At 42.2% G+C, this 18,586-nt stretch carries 16 protein-coding genes; 2 read left to right on the top strand and 14 right to left on the bottom strand.

From position 1 onward, the window contains the following. Positions 1 to 93: 93 nt before the first annotated feature. From fdx to ACMHKH_RS08965, 8 genes are all read right to left on the bottom strand, one after another. Positions 94 to 432: an ISC system 2Fe-2S type ferredoxin gene (gene fdx, locus ACMHKH_RS09000; protein ID WP_413520302.1), complete on the bottom strand. Its 339-nt coding sequence runs from the start codon at positions 430 to 432 to the stop codon at positions 94 to 96. Between the two features lie 98 nt (positions 433 to 530). After that, a complete protein-coding gene (hscA, locus tag ACMHKH_RS08995; RefSeq protein ID WP_413520301.1) occupies positions 531 to 2,408 on the bottom strand; it encodes a Fe-S protein assembly chaperone HscA in 1,878 nt (625 codons plus the stop codon). Between the two features lie 239 nt (positions 2,409 to 2,647). Then, positions 2,648 to 3,229, bottom strand: a complete 582-nt coding sequence (hscB, locus tag ACMHKH_RS08990) for a Fe-S protein assembly co-chaperone HscB (RefSeq protein ID WP_413520300.1) — start codon at positions 3,227 to 3,229, stop codon at positions 2,648 to 2,650. 60 nt (positions 3,230 to 3,289) lie between these two features. Next, positions 3,290 to 3,610 (bottom strand): iron-sulfur cluster assembly protein IscA, encoded by a 321-nt coding sequence (gene iscA, locus ACMHKH_RS08985; protein WP_413520299.1) that lies wholly within the window; start codon positions 3,608 to 3,610, stop codon positions 3,290 to 3,292. 218 nt (positions 3,611 to 3,828) lie between these two features. After that, the gene (iscU, locus tag ACMHKH_RS08980; RefSeq protein ID WP_011513983.1) at positions 3,829 to 4,215 is read right to left on the bottom strand and encodes a Fe-S cluster assembly scaffold IscU; all 387 of its coding nucleotides are present in this window, start codon (positions 4,213 to 4,215) and stop codon (positions 3,829 to 3,831) included. Positions 4,216 to 4,438: 223 nt separating this feature from the next. After that, entirely contained in the window at positions 4,439 to 5,665 is a 1,227-nt protein-coding gene (locus ACMHKH_RS08975; protein WP_413520298.1) for an IscS subfamily cysteine desulfurase, read from the bottom strand. Beyond that, complete coding sequence (locus ACMHKH_RS08970) at positions 5,662 to 6,174, bottom strand: Rrf2 family transcriptional regulator (RefSeq protein ID WP_413520297.1); 513 nt, start codon at positions 6,172 to 6,174, stop codon at positions 5,662 to 5,664. The genes ACMHKH_RS08975 and ACMHKH_RS08970 overlap by 4 nt, the downstream gene beginning before the upstream one ends. Positions 6,175 to 6,584: 410 nt before the next feature. After that, a complete protein-coding gene (locus ACMHKH_RS08965) occupies positions 6,585 to 7,232 on the bottom strand; it encodes a hypothetical protein (protein ID WP_413520296.1) in 648 nt (215 codons plus the stop codon). Positions 7,233 to 7,751: 519 nt separating this feature from the next. Here ACMHKH_RS08965 and ACMHKH_RS08960 point away from each other — a divergent pair. Together ACMHKH_RS08960 and ACMHKH_RS08955 are read left to right on the top strand one after the other, a co-directional pair. Next, positions 7,752 to 8,024 carry an HU family DNA-binding protein gene (locus tag ACMHKH_RS08960; protein WP_068404475.1) on the top strand — a complete coding sequence of 91 codons (273 nt, stop codon included), beginning with the start codon at positions 7,752 to 7,754 and terminating at the stop codon, positions 8,022 to 8,024. 393 nt (positions 8,025 to 8,417) lie between these two features. Then, positions 8,418 to 10,292, top strand: coding sequence for a SurA N-terminal domain-containing protein (locus ACMHKH_RS08955; protein WP_413520295.1), 1,875 nt, complete (start codon positions 8,418 to 8,420; stop codon positions 10,290 to 10,292). Between the two features lie 127 nt (positions 10,293 to 10,419). Here the strand turns inward: ACMHKH_RS08955 and purH are convergent, their stop codons facing one another. The 6 genes from purH to mrcB form a co-directional block, all read right to left on the bottom strand. Beyond that, positions 10,420 to 12,000: a bifunctional phosphoribosylaminoimidazolecarboxamide formyltransferase/IMP cyclohydrolase gene (purH, locus tag ACMHKH_RS08950; protein ID WP_413520294.1), complete on the bottom strand. Its 1,581-nt coding sequence runs from the start codon at positions 11,998 to 12,000 to the stop codon at positions 10,420 to 10,422. 198 nt (positions 12,001 to 12,198) lie between these two features. Further along, on the bottom strand, positions 12,199 to 12,459 hold the full coding sequence (gene fis, locus ACMHKH_RS08945) for a DNA-binding transcriptional regulator Fis (RefSeq protein ID WP_413520311.1): 261 nt from the start codon (positions 12,457 to 12,459) through the stop codon (positions 12,199 to 12,201). A gap of 216 nt (positions 12,460 to 12,675) precedes the next feature. Beyond that, entirely contained in the window at positions 12,676 to 13,872 is a 1,197-nt protein-coding gene (locus ACMHKH_RS08940) for a DUF3426 domain-containing protein (protein WP_413520293.1), read from the bottom strand. A 178-nt stretch (positions 13,873 to 14,050) separates the two neighbouring features. Next, entirely contained in the window at positions 14,051 to 14,977 is a 927-nt protein-coding gene (gene prmA, locus ACMHKH_RS08935; protein ID WP_413520292.1) for a 50S ribosomal protein L11 methyltransferase, read from the bottom strand. A gap of 151 nt (positions 14,978 to 15,128) precedes the next feature. After that, on the bottom strand, positions 15,129 to 15,896 hold the full coding sequence (locus tag ACMHKH_RS08930) for a tetratricopeptide repeat protein (RefSeq protein ID WP_413520291.1): 768 nt from the start codon (positions 15,894 to 15,896) through the stop codon (positions 15,129 to 15,131). A 30-nt stretch (positions 15,897 to 15,926) separates the two neighbouring features. After that, positions 15,927 to 18,410, bottom strand: a complete 2,484-nt coding sequence (gene mrcB / locus ACMHKH_RS08925; RefSeq protein WP_413520290.1) for a penicillin-binding protein 1B — start codon at positions 18,408 to 18,410, stop codon at positions 15,927 to 15,929. Positions 18,411 to 18,586 lie beyond the last annotated feature (176 nt).

The following is an 18,586-nucleotide window of genomic DNA, read 5'->3' as shown; positions in this document are numbered from 1 at the left end:
CTATGATATATAGCTGGCTTTTTTTATGAGTATTGGCTCTAATTTAATAATGCAAAGAGCTTAAACATACGTGCTAGGTAAAGTCATCAATAATTAGTGATTTTCTTTTGCGTGGTTCAAAGTATATTTAGGAATCTCGATGGTTAAATCGTCATCCTCAAGCATCACTTGACAAGATAAGCGTGAATCAGGCTCTAATCCCCAAGCGCGATCAAGTAAGTCGGCTTCGATATCATCCATCTCATCCAAGCTATTAAAACCTTTACGTACCACAACATGACAAGTGGTACAAGCTTTTGACATCTCACAAGCATGTTCAATCTTGATGCCTTTTGCGAGCAGTGCTTTACATAAATTTTCGCCTGCTTCTAGTTCAACTTCGATGCCTTCAGGGCAAATTTCATGATGGGGTAGTACAGTAATTTTTGGCATAAGGTTGTTTGTCCGCTGCTAATCCATTTAAAGTAAAATCTAAAAGTATAAAAATATGCTTGATTCGAAATATCAGTGATATAGATAAACTATCTCTATTACCAGTCTTGAGCACTTGTGCCCGCCATACTGGTTTTGACACTTTGATTCATAATAAGGGCGGCAAAGGCATCGCTATGCGGTTTGAGTGCCAGTTTTTTTACATCAATAAGCGTTAAGTCATCGGTATCAAGTGCCGCTTGCAAATGTTGCATGGTTTGCGTTAGCGACTGCTTAGCATTTTCTGAAAGTAGAGCGTCAAAATCCTTCAGTGCCGATTGTAATGCTAGTATCTCACGCTCTGCTTCAACCTTGGTTTCAATTAACGAGCGTGCATTTTTGTCTTCTTCAGCATATTTAAAGCCTGCAATCAATAACTGCTCTTTTTGTTCATCAGACAAGCCATAAGAGGGCACAATCTCAATTTTACTTTCAGTCTTAGTGGTGGTTTCTTGCGCACTTACGGTCAGCTGTCCATTAGCATCAATACTAAACGTTACTTCAATGCGGGCAAATCCTGCTTTCATAGACGGAATGCCGTATAGCTCAAAACGTCCTAGTGAGCGGCAATTATCGACAGTCTCGCGCTCGCCTTGTACCACATGAATCACCATGCCAGTTTGGCCATCTTGATAAGTGGTAAACACTTGGCGTTTTTTGACTGGAATGGGGGTATTACGCGGGATAAGCACTTCAACTAAACCGCCCATGGTTTCAAGACCAAGCGATAATGGCGTTATGTCTAATAATAGTAAGTTGTTATCCCCATCGCCATTGACCAGTTGATGCGCGGTTTGTGCCGCACCTAAGGCAACGACTTCATCTGGATTCAAACGACAAAGCGGCTCTTTACCAAAGAAATCTGCAACCACCTGTTGAACTGCAGGCATACGGGTCGAGCCACCAACTAGAATCACTTCATCTAAATCGGCTGTTGAGAGTTTGGCATCACGTAAGACTTGCTCACAGACGCTCAAAGTACGGCGATTGACTGGGTCTGCAATCGCTAATAAATATTCACGCCGTAATACACCCTTAAACGATTGCTCATTCACGATGATATCAATATTAACTTGTTCAGCGTCGGTCAATACTTGCTTATAAGCTTTGGCTTGCTGGGCAAGGATTGATTTATCATGTAGGCTGACGTCTTTTGGATCGATATGTAGCTGCTTAATCAGCCAGTTGGTTAATAAGCGGTCAATATCATCGCCGCCAAGAGCACTATTACCACCTGTCGCTAGCACCTCAAACACGCCATCGTTTAACTTTAAAATAGACACATCAAACGTACCGCCGCCCAAATCATAGATAAGGTAATGTTTTTCAACACCCGCATCAGTTACTTGGTCAAGACCGTAAGCGACAGCAGCAGCAGTAGGCTCGTTTAATAAACGCAGTACATTAATACCTGCTGCTTGGGCAGCATCTTTTGTCGCTTGACGCTGTGCCTCATCAAAATAGGCAGGTACGGTAATAACTGCACCTTGAATACTCTCATCAGGCAATGCGCTATCAGCACGTTGTGCAAGCGCTGCTAAGATATGTGCTGACACTTCAACAGGAGATACCGCTCCCTGCGCCGTTTCAAAAACAGGCATCTCATCTTTACCACCACTTAGCTCATAGGGATGAGAGAATTTGATATCAGCTTGGCTACGACCCATAAAACGCTTGGCTGAAATGATGGTGTTTTTTGGGTCATCCGCTAAATGGGCAAGGGCTTCTGAGCCAACCAATGGGTTACCTTCACTTTGATAATACACCACAGAAGGCAACAAAGTATCTGTCGCTGTACCTGCTTGCAAAACTTGTGCCTTGCCTGAGCGTACCACGGCGACCAATGAGCGCGTCGTACCAAGGTCAATGCCTAGGCCAAAACGATGTTGGTGAGGTCGGGTGCTTTGATTGGGTTCAGCAATTTGCATTAAGGACATAAGATAACTCAAAGATAAAATGAATAAGTGAAATGATACAAAGACTGTAGAACCACTACCGTCAGTACAACATAAAATTGCTACGAAAAAAACGTTTGAATACAGCAATCAGCCATTATATTAAAGGCTTTTAGCGTGAGAGATTATACGCCATAGTTGGTACTATTTTAACCGTCGCTTTTTAAAATATCAGCCAAGATTATGATCTTAAATAGTAATTAGCGATTGAAACACAACAATTAAACGTATAAATCATCGTCATCTAACTGTGTAGCTGCCGAGATACCATCAATCGCTGTCACAACGTCAGCATTTAACTTCACCAAAAATTTCAATTTTTGGGTCGCATCAATAGCCGTTTGCCAGTTTTGACTCTCATAAGTACTTTTAAAATTTGCAGACTGCTTTGCTAGACGTTCTGTAATCTGTGGGTGCAGCTGCTTGAGCGTCGCTACGTCTTTATCGCCAATAGCATCGTCCAAATCCATACGCATCTCCATCGCATCTTCTAAGAAGTCCAAGTCTGCGATTGAATGCTCTAAATTTTGCGCTTGACCTGCCATATCTAATAAGTAGCTGGCGCGACTATCAGGCGCACTCAGCGTTTGATAGCCTTGATTAATAAGTGCTGACGCTTGCTCTGACTGCTGCTGTGCTTTGGCAGTATCGGCTACATTTTTTGCAACATTGTCAGGATGATAGCGTTTTTGCAAGAGACGTAAACGCTGATCCAAACTGTCTTGCGCAACTTCAAACTGCACAGGCTGCTCAAATAAAGCAAAGAAGTTATCAAACTGTGGTTCTAACGTGCTATCGGTCATATCGTCTGCCTTTATTGTATTTATTATTGTAAGGGCTTTTATTTAATCTAATAAAGACGGCTATACCGTAAAGGATTCACCGCAGCCACATTCACCTTTTTGATTAGGATTGCTGAATTTAAAGCCTTCATTGAGACCTTCTTTTTCATAATCCATTAATAAGCCATCAAGGTATACTAAGCTTTTAGGGTCAATAAAAATATTGACACCAAGGCTTTCATAGCGGGTGTCGTTCTCATCAGGGATATCGACGAACTCTAAAACATAAGCCAAGCCTGAACATCCAGCCGTACGAATACCCACTCGTATGCCTTCGCCTTTACCGCGATTGTCCAAAAACTCACGCACATGCTGAGCGGCGCGTTCTGTCATTTCAATCATGCCAACTCCCATTGACTATCAATAATAGGGATAAAAATTCAAAATAAATAACGTAATAAATAAAAGGTGACAATTACATAAGCGTCATTGTCACCTCCGTGGCGTTAGCCGCTTTTTGGCAGCTTGCGCTTTCATACAGAGAACAAGTTGCTAAATACTATATATTAAACCACTTATACACGACTTAATATAGCTGGTCATTTTAACGTCGACTGGGCTTAAGCAGGAACATGCTTGCCTTTATAGTCGCTAATAGCGGCTTTAATAGCATCTTCTGCAAGGACTGAGCAATGCACTTTTACTGGTGGTAATGCCAATTCTTCAGCAATGTGACTGTTCTTAATTTCACCAGCTTGATCCAAGCTTTTGCCTTTTAGCCACTCAGTAACGAGTGAGCTTGAGGCAATGGCTGAACCGCAACCGTAAGTTTTGAAGCGTGCATCTTCGATAATACCGTTATCATCGACTTGGATTTGTAAGCGCATGACATCACCACAGGCTGGTGCGCCAACCATGCCAGTGCCGACGTTTTTGGCATTTTTATCAAGATTGCCAACGTTGCGTGGATTTTCGTAATGATCGATAACTTGGTCACTATAGGCCATGGGGTTTTCTCCTGGTTAGATGATGAGCTGTCATTTAATGACTGTCGTCGTTAATGGGTTACTGGCTCATCGATAATTGGGGTCAAACATATATTTATAAAAACTGGATTTATAATTGTCTGATTCATCGGTTATGGCAATATTTCTATTTTTAAAAGTACTTTTTATGAATAAAAATATCGCTTTGACCATTATTTTTAAATTATAAAGCTTAAATGTAATATTAGTGCTCAGACCATTCTACTGAATCTAAATCAACACCTTCTTGATACATATCCCAAAGTGGCGATAGGGCACGTAATTTATCAACGGCTTGATGCATCTGAGTGATAACCGTATCAATATCTTCTTCGGTGGTGTAGCGGCCGAAACTAAAGCGGATTGAACTATGTGCCAACTCGTCTGGGCGACCAATAGCACGCAATACGTATGATGGCTCTAGAGTCGCTGACGTACAAGCTGAACCTGATGAGACAGCTAAGTCTTTTAGCGACATCATCAGTGACTCGCCTTCGACAAAGTTAAAGCTGATATTTACAATATTCGGTACACTATTCTCTAAATCACCGTTTAGATAAATCTCTTCGATATCTTGTAGACCATCCCACAGTTTTTGGCGTAATTTTGCCGCATGAGCATTGTCTTCTTGATAGCTATTATTGGCTAGCTCAAATGCTGCGCCAAGACCTACGATTTGATGGGTCGGTAAAGTACCTGAACGCATACCGCGCTCATGACCACCGCCATGCTGCTCGGCTTTTAGGCGAATACGTGGCTTGCGACTGACGAATAGGGCACCGATACCTTTAGGACCGTAAGCTTTATGACCTGAGAAGCTCATCAAGTCAATTTTCATCTCTGCAAGGTTGATGAGTACTTTACCAACAGACTGCGCCCCATCAACGTGGAAAACAACACCCGCTTCACGCGTGATTTCGCCAATAGCGGCGACATCAGTAATCGTACCAAGCTCATTATTCACCATCATGAGTGATACTAAAATCGTATCTTCACGTAAAGCAGCTTTCACCTGCTCTGGTAAAATCATACCCGTACTTGGCTGTGGCTCAAGATAGGTAATATCAAAACCTTCTTGCTCAAGCTCACGGCAAGTATCTAATACGGCTTTATGTTCAATTTTACTGGTAATAATATGCTTACCGCGAGACTGATAAAAATGAGCAGCGCCTTTGATGGCTAAGTTATCAGATTCTGTCGCACCAGAGGTAAAGACGATTTCGCGTGGATCAGCATTGATCACTTCAGCAACTTGCTGACGAGCCGTTTCTACTGCTTCTTCCGCTTGCCAGCCGTAGCCATGTGAGCGTGATGCTGGGTTACCAAAGATGCCATCTACCGTCAGATATTCGCTCATCTTGGCAGCGACTGACTTAGCAACTGGCGTGGTGGCGGCATAATCTAGATATATAAGGGTGTTATGTTGGCTCATGCTGGGTTTGCCTCGCTGGTCGATAAAGTAATAGTATTGATGTCTTTTATAGAAATATCTTTTAGAGCATCGCTGTGCTGACGGTCTGATACAGACTGCACATGCTCCATGTTTAATAATTGCGCTAATGTTATATTTTTCAAGTACTGCTCTACATGATTTGATAATGCACACCACAAATCATGGGTCAGACACATTGTACCACCTTGACAGTCGCCACGCCCTTCGCACTGCATCGCATTAACGGATTCATCGACAGCAGAGATAATGCTCATCACATCGATTTGATCAAGCGGCTTTGCTAGGTAGTAACCGCCAGCGGCACCGCGAATACTGGTGACCAAACCACGCTTACGAAGTTTTGAGAATAACTGCTCAAGATAAGAGATAGAAATGGATTGTCGCTTGGCAATGTCGGATAAAGACACTGCAGTGTCCTGTTGGCTGGTTTGTAATGCCAAATCTAGTAAAGCGGTGACGGCATATCTGCCTCGAGTAGTTAAACGCATATGTTATCTCCAAACTTTGTAATGAGCAGTTTATTTAACAACGATCTTAGCTCTGTCATCTATATCGCAAGCAGCTGATTAAAATAATGGTGCTTGTAATAAAGGAAATTATTTATCGACTAAGTAGGTGTTATCGTTATTAAACAACAGATGGTTTACCCGATGTGTGCAACGATAAGGTAATTATACTCAATCCCGAGTAATTTAGTCAAGATTAAAGTGTGGTTGAATGGTGAGTGATATTAATGACGATGATTGATAAAAACAATGATTGGAAATAAAACGAAAAAAGCGTTTAATAGGCAATCTGGCATATCAAACGCGATTTAGAAATATTATTTAAAGAAGCATTTTTTAAAGAGACATTATTTTTTAAAGAGCTATTTATACAGTAGGTTATTTATCAAACCTTAATTCATTACAAACAAGGCGATAATGGCAGCAATAGCAATGATAGAGGCAATTATCGTCGTAATGATAAAAGTCTTTTGCTTGCTTTGCAGCTCTTTAACAGCGGTTTCAAGCTCACGGTTTTTGATAGTTAAAGTAGTGATTTCAATTTGCTGCTCTTTAATGTGCAGCTTATAGCTCTCTTTTTTATCCGCCTTTTCAGCGTCAGTAGGCTTAGGCTTACTTTTACCACCTTTGATTTTTTTAATTAAGCCTTGAATCAAACTGCCTAAACCAAGCTGCATGATAAATTGTTTAACCAGTTGTACTTGTACCGTTTCACCGCGCATTTGCAGCTTTTCAGTCGTTTCACTGTCATGGGTAGTGATGGCATTAATTACCTGCAGGCTATAAGCATTAATCACCACATCAGGTTCACTGCGCCCAATAGGTAGCCTGTCATCTAGTAATACGCCCTTGGTACTAAAAGTGGCAAATATTTCTACATGCGGTAGATACAGTCTAAGCGCAACGACAGTTTCTTGCTTGGCAAGTGGATAAGCGGCTTTACGCAGTTCTGGATCTAAACGTAACAGCAGGGTTAGCGCCGATTCGATAAACACCAAAATGATATTAAGCAAAGAGTGAGACAACGTAGAACGCTTCATGTAGATAATCCGTTTTTATTGTTCAAAGATAAGATAAAAGGATAAGCAAGGGTCAAAACCGACCCAAAGTGGGCAGTGATATTGCGCTTATAGTAACGCCTTTATCATAAAAAGTAACGTGCGTTTCTGTCAGTTGTAAAATTATTACCTGACAATAATTGTCCCATTTAAAACATTAGCGATTGCTATTAATAGATTATATTTATAAAGATCGCTATCTAAATAAATTGCCTAAATGTTAATGATAGCCAAAATATCAAAGCTCATTCAGCCACTAAAATAGCCATTTTGTCATAATATTGATGCATTTTTAGGTAAAGTTAGGTGTCAAATAGGTTGTAGAGTGCACAAAAATATGTAAAATCGCTTGCGCTCATTATGCAGCCTTGCTATAAAGGCGATGACAAAGCGAAACCTATTTATGCCTGAGTCAGGTGGTTTTTATTGCTTAAGTACTCTGAGAGCGATACAATACCTGACGTGAGCGTTTTTTACATCCTAAAACTTGAAGGAAATTTTATGAATAAGTCAGAATTAATTGATAGCATCGCTGAAAAAAGTGGTCTAAATAAAACCCAAGCTGGTGAAGCATTGAATGCCGTTATGGAAAGCGTTGGCGAAGCTCTAGAAGCTGGCGATAGCATCTCATTAGTTGGCTTTGGTACTTTTAGCGTGAAAGACCGTAAAGCACGTACTGGCCGTAACCCTAAAACTGGCGAAGAGCTAAGCATCCCAGCCAGCAAGGTACCAAGCTTCAAAGCTGGTAAAAACCTAAAAGAGCGCTTGAACTAAGCCATAGCTATTGACAGACGATTGCAGATTAAACGTAATATTTTAATAAAAATCGCATTTGTTGACCGTCAAACCTTAGCAAATGATAGCTCATAAAAGCTATGAGAAACTCATCAAAAAAGCACCTAGATAATAGGTGCTTTTTTTAGTGCTATAGTTTGTATTATATCGCCTGAATATTTTGAGTCTGCATCAAAAATCACGTATCATAGGGCGCGCGATAGAGATGTTGTTTAAATAAAGGCGATGTCATCCGCCTTGAGCGACAATAATAAAATGCACCCCTTATTATTTTTACTACTTTCTTACCATTGCCAGCTTGTAGAGCGTTGATATTATTAATAGTATTACAATGGTTTTTCATCAATATAGGTTAATAAAGCAGAGATAACTATGGATAAATTGCGCGATTTCTTAAAAAGCTGGCCGGGTCGCATTTTATTGATTTTATGTTTAGCACCGCTCGCTCTATTGGGTGTCGAAAGCTACTTTGGTGGCAATGTCGATCCCAATCAAATCGCTCAGGTAGGCGAGTCAAGCATTGGGTTGTCAGAGTATCAAACGGCAGTCAACAATCGCCGGACTGAGCTTTTAGACCAAGTTGATGATGTCAGTTTATTAAATGAAGATGTGCTACATGAGCAAGTATTAAAAGGTCTGATAGACCGTACTTTGCTAGAGCAGCAGGCTGGCAAGCTTGGCATGACCGTCTCTGATGACACTATTAATCGCCTATTGCGCCAAGAAGAAATCTTTAAAGGTGAGGATGGTGAGTTTTCAAACGATCAGTTTGCAAGCTTTTTACGTCAGCGTAATATGACAAAAAATCAGCTGTTTGCTGAGTTCCGTAATCAATTGAGCTTAGATCAGCTCAATGCCAGTATCGTTGGTACTGCTGCCTATCCGATGAAAGCGGTCAGTCAATTGATTGATTTACAGCTAGAGGCACGTAATATTTGGCTACATCGTTTTAATTGGCAAGACTATGTGTCAAAAGTTAAATTGAGTAAAAGCGATATCCAAGCGTATTATGACGCCAATAAAGACAAGCTAAAAAGTGCTGCCATGGTCGATTTGGCTTACTTGCAGCTTAGCCCTCAGACCATTCAAGTAAATGAGGTTACTAAAGAGGATCTACAGCAGCAGTATGAAGCTTATAAGCAAGGCCTTGCCGTTGTAGACGAGCGTAAAATTAGCCAAATTTTATTGACTGGTAGTGATGCTAAAGCGCGTGCTGATAAAATCAAAGCGCGTCTTGCTAAAGGTGAGGCTTTTGCAAAGGTTGCGAAAACTGAGTCAGATGATCCATCGGGTGAAACAGGCGGTGATATCGGGCGCTTTAACCCATCGGTATTTGGTAATGACGCCGCAGCAGTGCAAAAAGCATTAGAAGGTTTGAGCGTAGGCGATGTCAGCGTACCGGTGAAGACCAGCTTTGGTTATCAGATATTTACCGTGACTGAAGATAATGGTAACAAGATACCAAGCCTTGAAAGTATGCGTGATGATTTAACTGCCAAAGCAAAAGAATACAAGCGTCAAGAAATCTATGCGGATAAAGTAACGGCAATTAACGATTTGGCAGCAGATGGCTTTAGTATTGAAGATATTGCTCAGCAGGAAAATGTGCCATTAAAACGTCTTAAAGATTACCGTAAAGAGAGCAATACCTCTGTGCTTGCGCAACCTGCAGTTATTAAGCAAGCATTTGATGAGTTTACCATTCAAGACCAAGCGGTCACCGCCGGTATCGAAGTTGGTAACAGTACTGTCTGGGTACAGCCAAGCAACTATCGTCCAACCAAAACACTGTCTTTATCTGCTGCGACACCTAGAATTACGCAGTTATTGCGTCAGCAAAAAGCCAGTGAATTGGCGTTAAATGATGCGAAAAAACTTGCGGCTGGCATTAAGACTACCGCTGATATCAGTAAGCAGGCGGTCACGTTCCAAGCACTTGGTGAGATTAACCGTCAGACCACGCAGTTGACAGAAAAGGAGCGCGGCTTAGCGTTTAGTAAGCAAGCACCTGAGAACGGTGTGGTAGCGGTAGCAAGTAAAACGGAGATGGGCGCGACTGTATTGGTTGGTGATCGTATCAAAACAGAGCAACAATCGCCATTATCTGCTGCCCAAAGAGCGCAAACTGCAGCTATTATCCGTGATAATTTAGGTCAAGATCAGTTGCAAGATTATTTAGACTATTTGCGTCTGGTTTACAAGGTTGAGATTAATAAAGCTAATATGGAAAACGCTCAAGGGCGCTAAGCACTTTATGCGCTATCCATAATAAATACATTTGTTGCTAGCCATTAAAAAAGCCACTGTAATCATACAGTGGCTTTTTTTATTCAAGAGGATAAACTATTTAATAATCATAATGCTTGATAACGAATTAATGACGGAAATGGCGCATACCGGTGAATACCATCGCGATACCATGCTCATTTGCCGCAGCGATAGTTTCATCATCACGCATAGAGCCACCCGGTTGGATAATTGCAGCAATACCAACTTCGGCAGCGTTATCAATGCCATCACGGAATGGGAAGAAGGCGTCAGATGCCATAACCGCGCCCTCAGTCGCAAGTCCAGCGTGATCGGCTTTAATAGCAGCGATACGGGCTGAGTTGACACGGCTCATCTGACCGGCGCCAACACCGATGGTACGCTGACCTTTAGCATAAACGATGGCATTAGATTTAACGTATTTGGCCACATTCCAGCTAAATAGTAGGTCAGCAATCTGGGCTTCGGTTGGCTGCACATCTGTGACGATCTTTAAGTCATTGGCGGTAATTAAACCTAAATCTTGCTCTTGCACCAGCAAGCCACCATTTACACGCTTATAGTCAAGCTGACGGTCACGTAGCTCAGGTGCTGGCAAGTCACCGCAGACTAAAACGCGGACGTTTTTCTTGCTTGCTGTGGCTTCAAGCACACCGTCTTCAATGCTTGGGGCAATGATAACTTCGACAAATTGATTGTCGATAATGGCTTTAGCAGCAGCAAGTGTCAACGGACGGTTAAACGCAATGATACCGCCAAACGAAGACTCAGGATCAGTACTAAAGGCCGTATGATAGGCCGCTACTTGATCAGCATCGACAGCAACGCCGCAAGGGTTGGCATGCTTTACAATCACACAGGCAGGCGTGCTAAAAGCTTTAACACACTCAAGCGCGGCATCGGTATCAGCGATATTGTTATAAGATAATGCTTTACCTTGTAATTGCTGAGCGGTCGCAATAGATGCTTGCTTGCTTTTTGAAGCGTTGTTTTCAACATAGAATGCCGCTTTTTGATGCGGGTTTTCACCGTAGCGCAGGTCTTGTACTTTTTCTAGCTGAACGTTAAAGGTACGTGAAAAACCTTCTGGCTCTTGATGCTCATTAACACGGCTACCTAGGAAGTTGGCAATCATACCGTCATATTGTGCGGTATGCTCAAATGCTTTAACTGCTAAGTCATAGCGTAAAGCATGGGTCAGTGTCGTACCATCACCCAAGGCTTCAAGTACACGCGTGTAATCGGCTGGATCAGTCACGATACCAACATGGGCATGATTCTTCGCCGCTGAACGAACCATCGTAGGTCCGCCAATATCGATATTTTCGATGGCATCATTCATGGTCACGTCGCTACGTGCAATCGTTTCTGCAAATGGATACAGATTGACTACGACCAAGTCAATGCGCTCAATTGCGTGCTCACTCATCACTGCGTCATCTTGACCACGGCGGCCTAGAATACCACCATGAATCTTTGGATGTAGCGTTTTAACCCGACCATCCATCATCTCAGGAAAACCCGTGTAGTCTGATACTTCGGTAACAGCGACATTGTTCTCGGTAAGTAGACGGAAAGTACCGCCAGTCGATAACAGACCAAAACCTGCCTGAATTAAACCTTGAGCGAATTCAACGATATTAGATTTATCGGAGACCGACAGTAGTGCAAGTGGGGCTTTACTCATAAAAAAACTTCCATAAAAAAAGCCTGACGTAAACGTCTGGCGTGGTGGTAATGGCAATCAGTGTAGAGCATATCATGAGTGATAAGATCATAAACTATAAACTGCCATACATAATGAAATTTTAGGATAAGAGTGCGTCATAAATAAGGCTAAAGCTATTTATTAATTAACAGTAAAGATAAGAGACACCAAGCAATACTACATTAAACCATAGATTTTGAGCTTTTTGCGTAGTGTACCGCGATTAAGACCTAAAATCTGTGCACATTTGGTTTGATTGCCACGACTTTTTTCAAGTACCACAGACAGCAAAGGCTGTTCTATCTCTTTTAAAATAAGCTCATATAAGTCAGTGGGCATCTCATCATCTAACAGGGCAAAGTATTGCCGTACTACGCGTTCAACATGCACCCGCAATCGCTCATGTGTGTGAGCTGTGTGATCTAATGCAGATTCCATATTGCGGATTGAACGCTGATAGCCTTCTTCATAATAATCAGGATTATCAGCGCTTTTGTTAAAATTGCTGGCATTATACTGTGCCTGTGGTGTCATAAGATAATGTCCTTGAGGTTAAAGAATAAAACCATGAGGCTATTGTCGGATATTATATCAAAGTCAGTAGCTATCAACTTAATAAGATGCGCTAAATCAGGGAATATACCTAAGTTAACGTTAATAAATAAGGTTGATAGCGACTTTTGAGATCTGAGTATTGGCAACTGGTACGGTAAAGAGGATCTGCTTACGGCTATTGGCAGCCAATTGGCTTTGCTTACCCACTAAATACTGCTCTGGTGCAGCAATAAACTCACCGATCAGCTCATTAACGCCATAAACACTGACTTTTATATGAGGATATAATTGCGCTTGCAAGCTTTGGTTATTGATAGCAGCACTAATATCACTAAAGCTCGATTTAGTATTTATTCGACTGGCTTGATACTTGGTATCAATTACGCTAAAGGCTGATAAATCGGCGCTAGGTAGGCTACAGCTAGCAATTGAGCATAGTGTCTGAAGGCGTCCAGCATGGACAGGATTTTTTACCAACGTATTTAAGTTAAACATCACATATTGCGCAAAAAGTAGCAGCGCTAACACCAAACAACCTAATGTCCATAATAATGAGGCCATTGAACGGCGAGACGGTGTTGGTGAGAATTTGGCTTGTGCCTGTAATCTTTTGCTATGCGCTGCTTGATCGTTTTCTTCTTTAAAGTCAATGCCCATATCGAGCAGTAATTGCGATAGGTCAGTGTCATTATTTGACACCTCTTCACCTTGATTCCGCTCTTTGAGGAGTTTCTCAAGCCATGACTCATCTGTAGTATTGTCAATATTGGCGTGTATGCTGTTAGCAGCTGCGGAGCTTAAAGCGACTTGCGCTGATGAAGGAGAATGGTTTGGAGTGGTAGCGGAGGCGGAGTTTTCTTCAAATATATCAGTGGATACATCTGAATAGTGGTCTAATTTTTTAGTCGTGTGTTTTTGTGATGAAGCGCTTTGGGTAGCGCTATAATTGTTATCAGTCGCTTGCGTAAGCCAAGCATCCATACTGTCGAGTGAGTCGTATTCTAAGTTTTTATCGTCAGATGTATCGATATCCATGTCGTCATGAATCATATCGTCATGAATTAAAATATCATCATCATCTGCATTGGAAGTAACTGAAATAGAGGTTTTCTTAGAGGGTGCGGTATTAATATGCTGACTATCTATATCAGCAGTCACGATCAGATTACTATTCACCAAGAACATTTGCTGGCAATGCTCACAGCAGATACTGGCGGTTTTTTCGTCTAATTGGGTCTTTTTTATATTAAAAATAGTATGACAATGAGGGCACTGAGTTTTAATGGGCGTGGTCATAGGGTCGAATCCAAAAAGATATAGATATTAATACCGCCAAGCCACTCATCAACCGCTGCCAATTACTTCAATGTCATCATTCAATATTTTAGATCATAACCCACAGGCAACTCTAGAGTAGCGTTGAATACACAACATTTAACTACTACTCTATCGTAACAGATGTAATTTAATGTTGCTAGCCTGTAAATGTACCAGACAACCTTTGCCAATGCTGATCTTCTTGCGCGGTATAAGCATGTTTGGGATCAAGCGCAAAATAAGGCTGATAGGCTTCGCTCACTTGCTCAGTTTGTGATTCAATCAAACCAGCAAGTACGATGCGGCTCTTTGGTGCCATTAAAGTGACAAAATAAGGCGCTAGAGCTATCAGTGGTTTGGCTAAAATATTAGCAACCATCACTTCTACAGGTGCTACGTTTTGCTGTTGCCAAAAGGTAGTGAAATCTTCTGGTAAAAATGCTTGCAGGCGATTACCGACATGATTTCGTGCTGCATTCTGATTGGTCGCCAGTACTGCTTGCGGGTCAATATCCACCGCATAAACGTGACGCGCCCCTAATAATAAAGCAGCAATACCTAAGATGCCTGAGCCGCAGCCATAATCTATCACCACTTTATCAGTCAGATCTTGCTCCGTCAGCCAATCAAGGCATAGGCGAGTGGTCGCATGGTAGCCCGTACCAAATGCCAAACCTGGGTCCATGATGATATTGGTCGCTTTAGGATTGGGTGGTGTCAGCCAATTAGGCACGATCCACAAGTCATTGGCACATTCAATAGGCTTGTAATTGGACATCCATTCACGTTCCCAATCTTTGTCATCGACAGCGCTAACCCAAGTACGGCTCGCCTGTACTTGCGCGCCAATCTCATGGCTAAGCTGTTCAATGACATCCGGAGTTCCAGACTCTATAGTGGCATCAAACAGTCCCGTTAAAATAACCTCGTCCCATAGTGGTGATTCACCAGGAAGTGGCTCAAATAAAGGCTGATCGCCTGCGTCGTCAAGTGCAATCGATAGCGCGCCTGCTTCCAATAATAATGCCTCAGCGAGATCGACATTGTCTTTTTCACACTGTAAGTGCAGTTGTTGCCATGCCATAAAGGTTACCTTAGTTCAAAATAAAAATGGATAGATAAAGTAGTTTAAAAATAATTATTACATCTGATAAGAAAAATGAACGACTGATGATATAAGCCTATTTTAGCGCTTATATCATCAGTCGTCATGGTCAATCATAAATTTGGTACTATTAGCGCAACGCTTGTTTGGCTTCTTTTATTACTCGTGCGTTGCCTTGAGCTTGTCCTGATTGCAAAATAATTTGCCATAGTGCACGTCGACGATTACTGTCTTGAGCGACTGTCAAGCCACGGCGTGCCATTGCTTCAGCCTTACGTGGCTGGTTTTTTTTGAGCGCTACTTGTGCAAGATAAAAATAGACGGCTGATGATTTGGGCGCTAGGCGCTGGGCTCTTGTAAAGCTGTTTTCAGCAGCATTGATATTGCCTGCTTTTAATTGTTCAGTACCGACGTTCATCAAATTGCGAAAGGCTGGCAGGTTACTATTGTTTGTTGTGCTTTGCTGGCTGCGTTGCTGCGAGTTTTGCCGCGCACGCTCTAATAGCTCATTGTGTGATGGTATTGATGGCTCATATACCATCTCATCTTCACGGGCAGGCGCGAGGATAATAATATCAGGCTGAGTTATTATTGGCGTTTGACTAGTACTTTGACTGGTCGGTTCAATTATCGCTGGCTCTTGTATTACTAATGCTGTTGGCGGCTTTATTGATACAGGTAGTTGATTAATTGCTGTGGCTTTTTGGCTAGTAACTGATGGTAAGGTCTGAGTTGCCGTAGTTTTGGTTGAAGTTGGTGCAGTCTGGCAAGCACTCAAGCTGAACATGGCAAAGCAAGTACTGATTAAAAGTATGGTAGGTAGAGGTTTTTGCTGTATTTTAGCCAGACTATTTGTTGGCTGCTGAGCTAAAGCATTTTGCGATATAAATAACGCCATACTGATACCCTTATTTAAGTTTTAAATAGCCTAAAACCATTCAACAGCACGATCGTACCAAGTATCTGCGCGAGTAGGTGTGTCACCATCTTGCTCGTCATTGTTACCTTCATTATCAACCGCTTCACCATTTGGAATATCTAAGCCTTCACGGCGACGTTGTTTATTGATATTGCCTTGCTCGTTTTGCCACTGCATTTGTTCACGAGCACGATCTTGTTGATATAAGCCAATCGCACAGCTGCTAGCTTCTTGTGGCAAATATGCCGACATCACAGGTAAGTAGCGTGCACTTTCACAGCGCTCATTAGACAGTTTGCCTGAGTTATTCTCTAACCATAGCCATTCAATACCTTCTGGCTCAGGCAGCGCAACAGGCGTCAGTTTTAGACGACTCATATAATCAACCCAAACTGGCAAAGCACCACTACCGCCGCTAAGTCCGATAGGTTTATTATCATCACGCCCAACCCAAACCACGCTAACATAGTTGCCACTATAACCGGCAAACCAGGCATCACGGTAATCATTGGTGGTACCAGTTTTGCCAGCAAGGTTTAGATTGCTACCAAGTGATTGTACGCGTTTGGCGGTGCCGTTTTTGACAACGTCTTGCAAAGCATAGTTGATCAAAAAGTTGGTCTCAGGCGGAATGCTGCGCTGAGTATTTAACCCTGTGCGCTGTAGTATACTACCGCGGTCATCGATCACACTACGGATACTGTGGATAGGGGTGCGGAAACCACCGGTAGCAAAGACTTGATAGACGCCTAGCATGTCCATTGGACTTAGATTGACTGAGCCTAATAATGCTGAAGGATAAGGCGGTATTTTCTCTTTAACGCCCATGCGTTTTAATTGCTTGGCAAAGGTGTCGACCCCAAACTCCATCCCTAAACGTACGGCACTACGGTTATACGATTGTGATAGCGCCGTAGTCAAGGATATGAAACCATGGTCACGATTGTCATAGTTTTTAGGAGTCCATTCAGTACCGTCACTGAGATTGACCGTAATAGGAGAATCGTCAACCGAGCTTGCCAAATTATAGCGTCCACTTTCGAGAGCAGTCATATAAATAATTGGCTTGAGTAACGAGCCTACTTGGCGTTTGGCATCGACCGCACGGTTAAAGCCGGTAAATTCGCTACCGCTACCCACAACAGAAACTAATTCACCAGTTTCAGGATTCGCACTGACTAGCGCCCCTTGTAAATTCTTGGTTTTACTACCACTACGGCGTAGCTCGCCAAGTTTTCTCTCAACGGCTTTGTCCGCGGCCAACTGGGCGATAGGATCCATCGTGCTGATGATAATTAGCCCTTCGTTTTTGAGATCATCAGAGTAATAGACTTTATTCAATTCACGCTTGACGATATCTAAAAAGTCTGGGAACTGACTTTTACCTTCAACAGGCTTATCAACCACCCCAAGGGAGTTCTTTAATGCCTTATCATAGTCTTCTTGACTGATAGAGCCGACGGCTAACATATTGCTAAGCACAACATCACGGCGCGCTTTTGAGTCGTTTGGATGACGGCGCGGATTATAAACGCTCGGACCTTTTGCCATACCAACAAGCAGTGCTTGCTGATCTAGACGCAGCTCATTGAGCGGTTTATCAAAATAAAACTGTGACGCCAAACCAAAGCCATTGATAGAGCGTTTGCCGTTTTGACCCAAATAAATCTCGTTGAGATATGCCTGTAAGATATCATCTTTACTATAATGCAGCTCTAGTAATACTGCCATCAACGCTTCATTGGCTTTACGTTTCATCGTCCGGTCTGAATTGAGATAAAAGTTTTTAATCAACTGCTGAGTGATAGTCGAGCCACCTTGACGCGCCCCGCCAGAGAAGTTATTGATGACTGCACGAGCGATACCGCGTATTGATACGCCTTTATGCTCGTAAAAACCACGATCTTCTGTTGCTATTAGTGCATCAATAAGCGGCTGCGGTACTTGATCTAAAGAGACTACTAGACGGTCTTCATTGCTATCGGGATAAATACCGCCGATATTGACCGGCTCAAGACGAATAATGCCGGTTTTCGCCGGTATGGTGCTTTGTACCGACTCAATTTTATTGCCAGCAATGGTCATTTTGATGACTTGCTCTTTGTCTACATCGTTGGCGCTATAAGTGAATCCACGTGTATGGATAAAATAGTTGTTGCCCGATTTATAATAAGTGCCGGTGCGATCATATGCTTTATCACTTTGATAATTAAGTAACTCAAGCCAGGTCTTCATCGTGTCTTTATCGACGTTAGCACCTTGATACAATTCAAGCGGCTGCGAATAAACCTTGGCAGGAATATCCCAGCGTTTACCCTCAAATTTAGTGGTAATGGTGCGATCAAGTTTGATCAAATACAGTGCTAATAGCACCATACCAGCGATAACCACCAGTAATAAAATACCACTGAACACTATGCCACGCTGCTGCGAAGGTAGCGTATTGATAGCAGGCTTAGAGGATCGTGGTTGTTTAGAATAAGAGTTTTGCACTGATGACACACCATTTTGGGATAAAAAACTGCCTCATAATGACGCAAATTGACAAATTTTTCAATCTATCATCGTCAACGCAGGCATTCATTCGCTCTCAATGTTAAGTAGTTATACTGCTGAGAGCCGATGCTTATAGTATAATGTTTATAAAAGTACTAATGGTTATCCTAAAG

It is taken from the genome of Psychrobacter glacincola, assembly GCF_965118485.1.
GTDB classification, from domain to species: domain Bacteria; phylum Pseudomonadota; class Gammaproteobacteria; order Pseudomonadales; family Moraxellaceae; genus Psychrobacter; species Psychrobacter glacincola_D.
The sequence above is the reverse complement of the archived record's forward strand: the minus strand, read 5'-3'. Positions and strand labels throughout refer to the sequence as shown.

Excerpts from the sequence above, each read along its gene's own strand:
- ACMHKH_RS08930 (WP_413520291.1), bottom strand. The coding sequence starts at position 15,896 with ATGGCGTTATTTATATCGCAAAATGCTTTAGCTCAGCAGCCAACAAAT.
- iscU (WP_011513983.1), bottom strand. The coding sequence starts at position 4,215 with ATGGCCTATAGTGACCAAGTTATCGATCATTACGAAAATCCACGCAAC.
- hscA (WP_413520301.1), bottom strand. The coding sequence starts at position 2,408 with ATGTCCTTAATGCAAATTGCTGAACCCAATCAAAGCACCCGACCTCAC.
- ACMHKH_RS08960 (WP_068404475.1), top strand. The coding sequence starts at position 7,752 with ATGAATAAGTCAGAATTAATTGATAGCATCGCTGAAAAAAGTGGTCTA.
- prmA (WP_413520292.1), bottom strand. The coding sequence starts at position 14,977 with ATGGCATGGCAACAACTGCACTTACAGTGTGAAAAAGACAATGTCGAT.
- iscA (WP_413520299.1), bottom strand. The coding sequence starts at position 3,610 with ATGATTGAAATGACAGAACGCGCCGCTCAGCATGTGCGTGAGTTTTTG.
- ACMHKH_RS08965 (WP_413520296.1), bottom strand. The coding sequence starts at position 7,232 with ATGAAGCGTTCTACGTTGTCTCACTCTTTGCTTAATATCATTTTGGTG.
- ACMHKH_RS08940 (WP_413520293.1), bottom strand. The coding sequence starts at position 13,872 with ATGACCACGCCCATTAAAACTCAGTGCCCTCATTGTCATACTATTTTT.
- fdx (WP_413520302.1), bottom strand. The coding sequence starts at position 432 with ATGCCAAAAATTACTGTACTACCCCATCATGAAATTTGCCCTGAAGGC.
- ACMHKH_RS08970 (WP_413520297.1), bottom strand. The coding sequence starts at position 6,174 with ATGCGTTTAACTACTCGAGGCAGATATGCCGTCACCGCTTTACTAGAT.
- fis (WP_413520311.1), bottom strand. The coding sequence starts at position 12,459 with ATGGAATCTGCATTAGATCACACAGCTCACACACATGAGCGATTGCGG.
- purH (WP_413520294.1), bottom strand. The coding sequence starts at position 12,000 with ATGAGTAAAGCCCCACTTGCACTACTGTCGGTCTCCGATAAATCTAAT.
- ACMHKH_RS08975 (WP_413520298.1), bottom strand. The coding sequence starts at position 5,665 with ATGAGCCAACATAACACCCTTATATATCTAGATTATGCCGCCACCACG.
- hscB (WP_413520300.1), bottom strand. The coding sequence starts at position 3,229 with ATGACCGATAGCACGTTAGAACCACAGTTTGATAACTTCTTTGCTTTA.
- ACMHKH_RS08955 (WP_413520295.1), top strand. The coding sequence starts at position 8,418 with ATGGATAAATTGCGCGATTTCTTAAAAAGCTGGCCGGGTCGCATTTTA.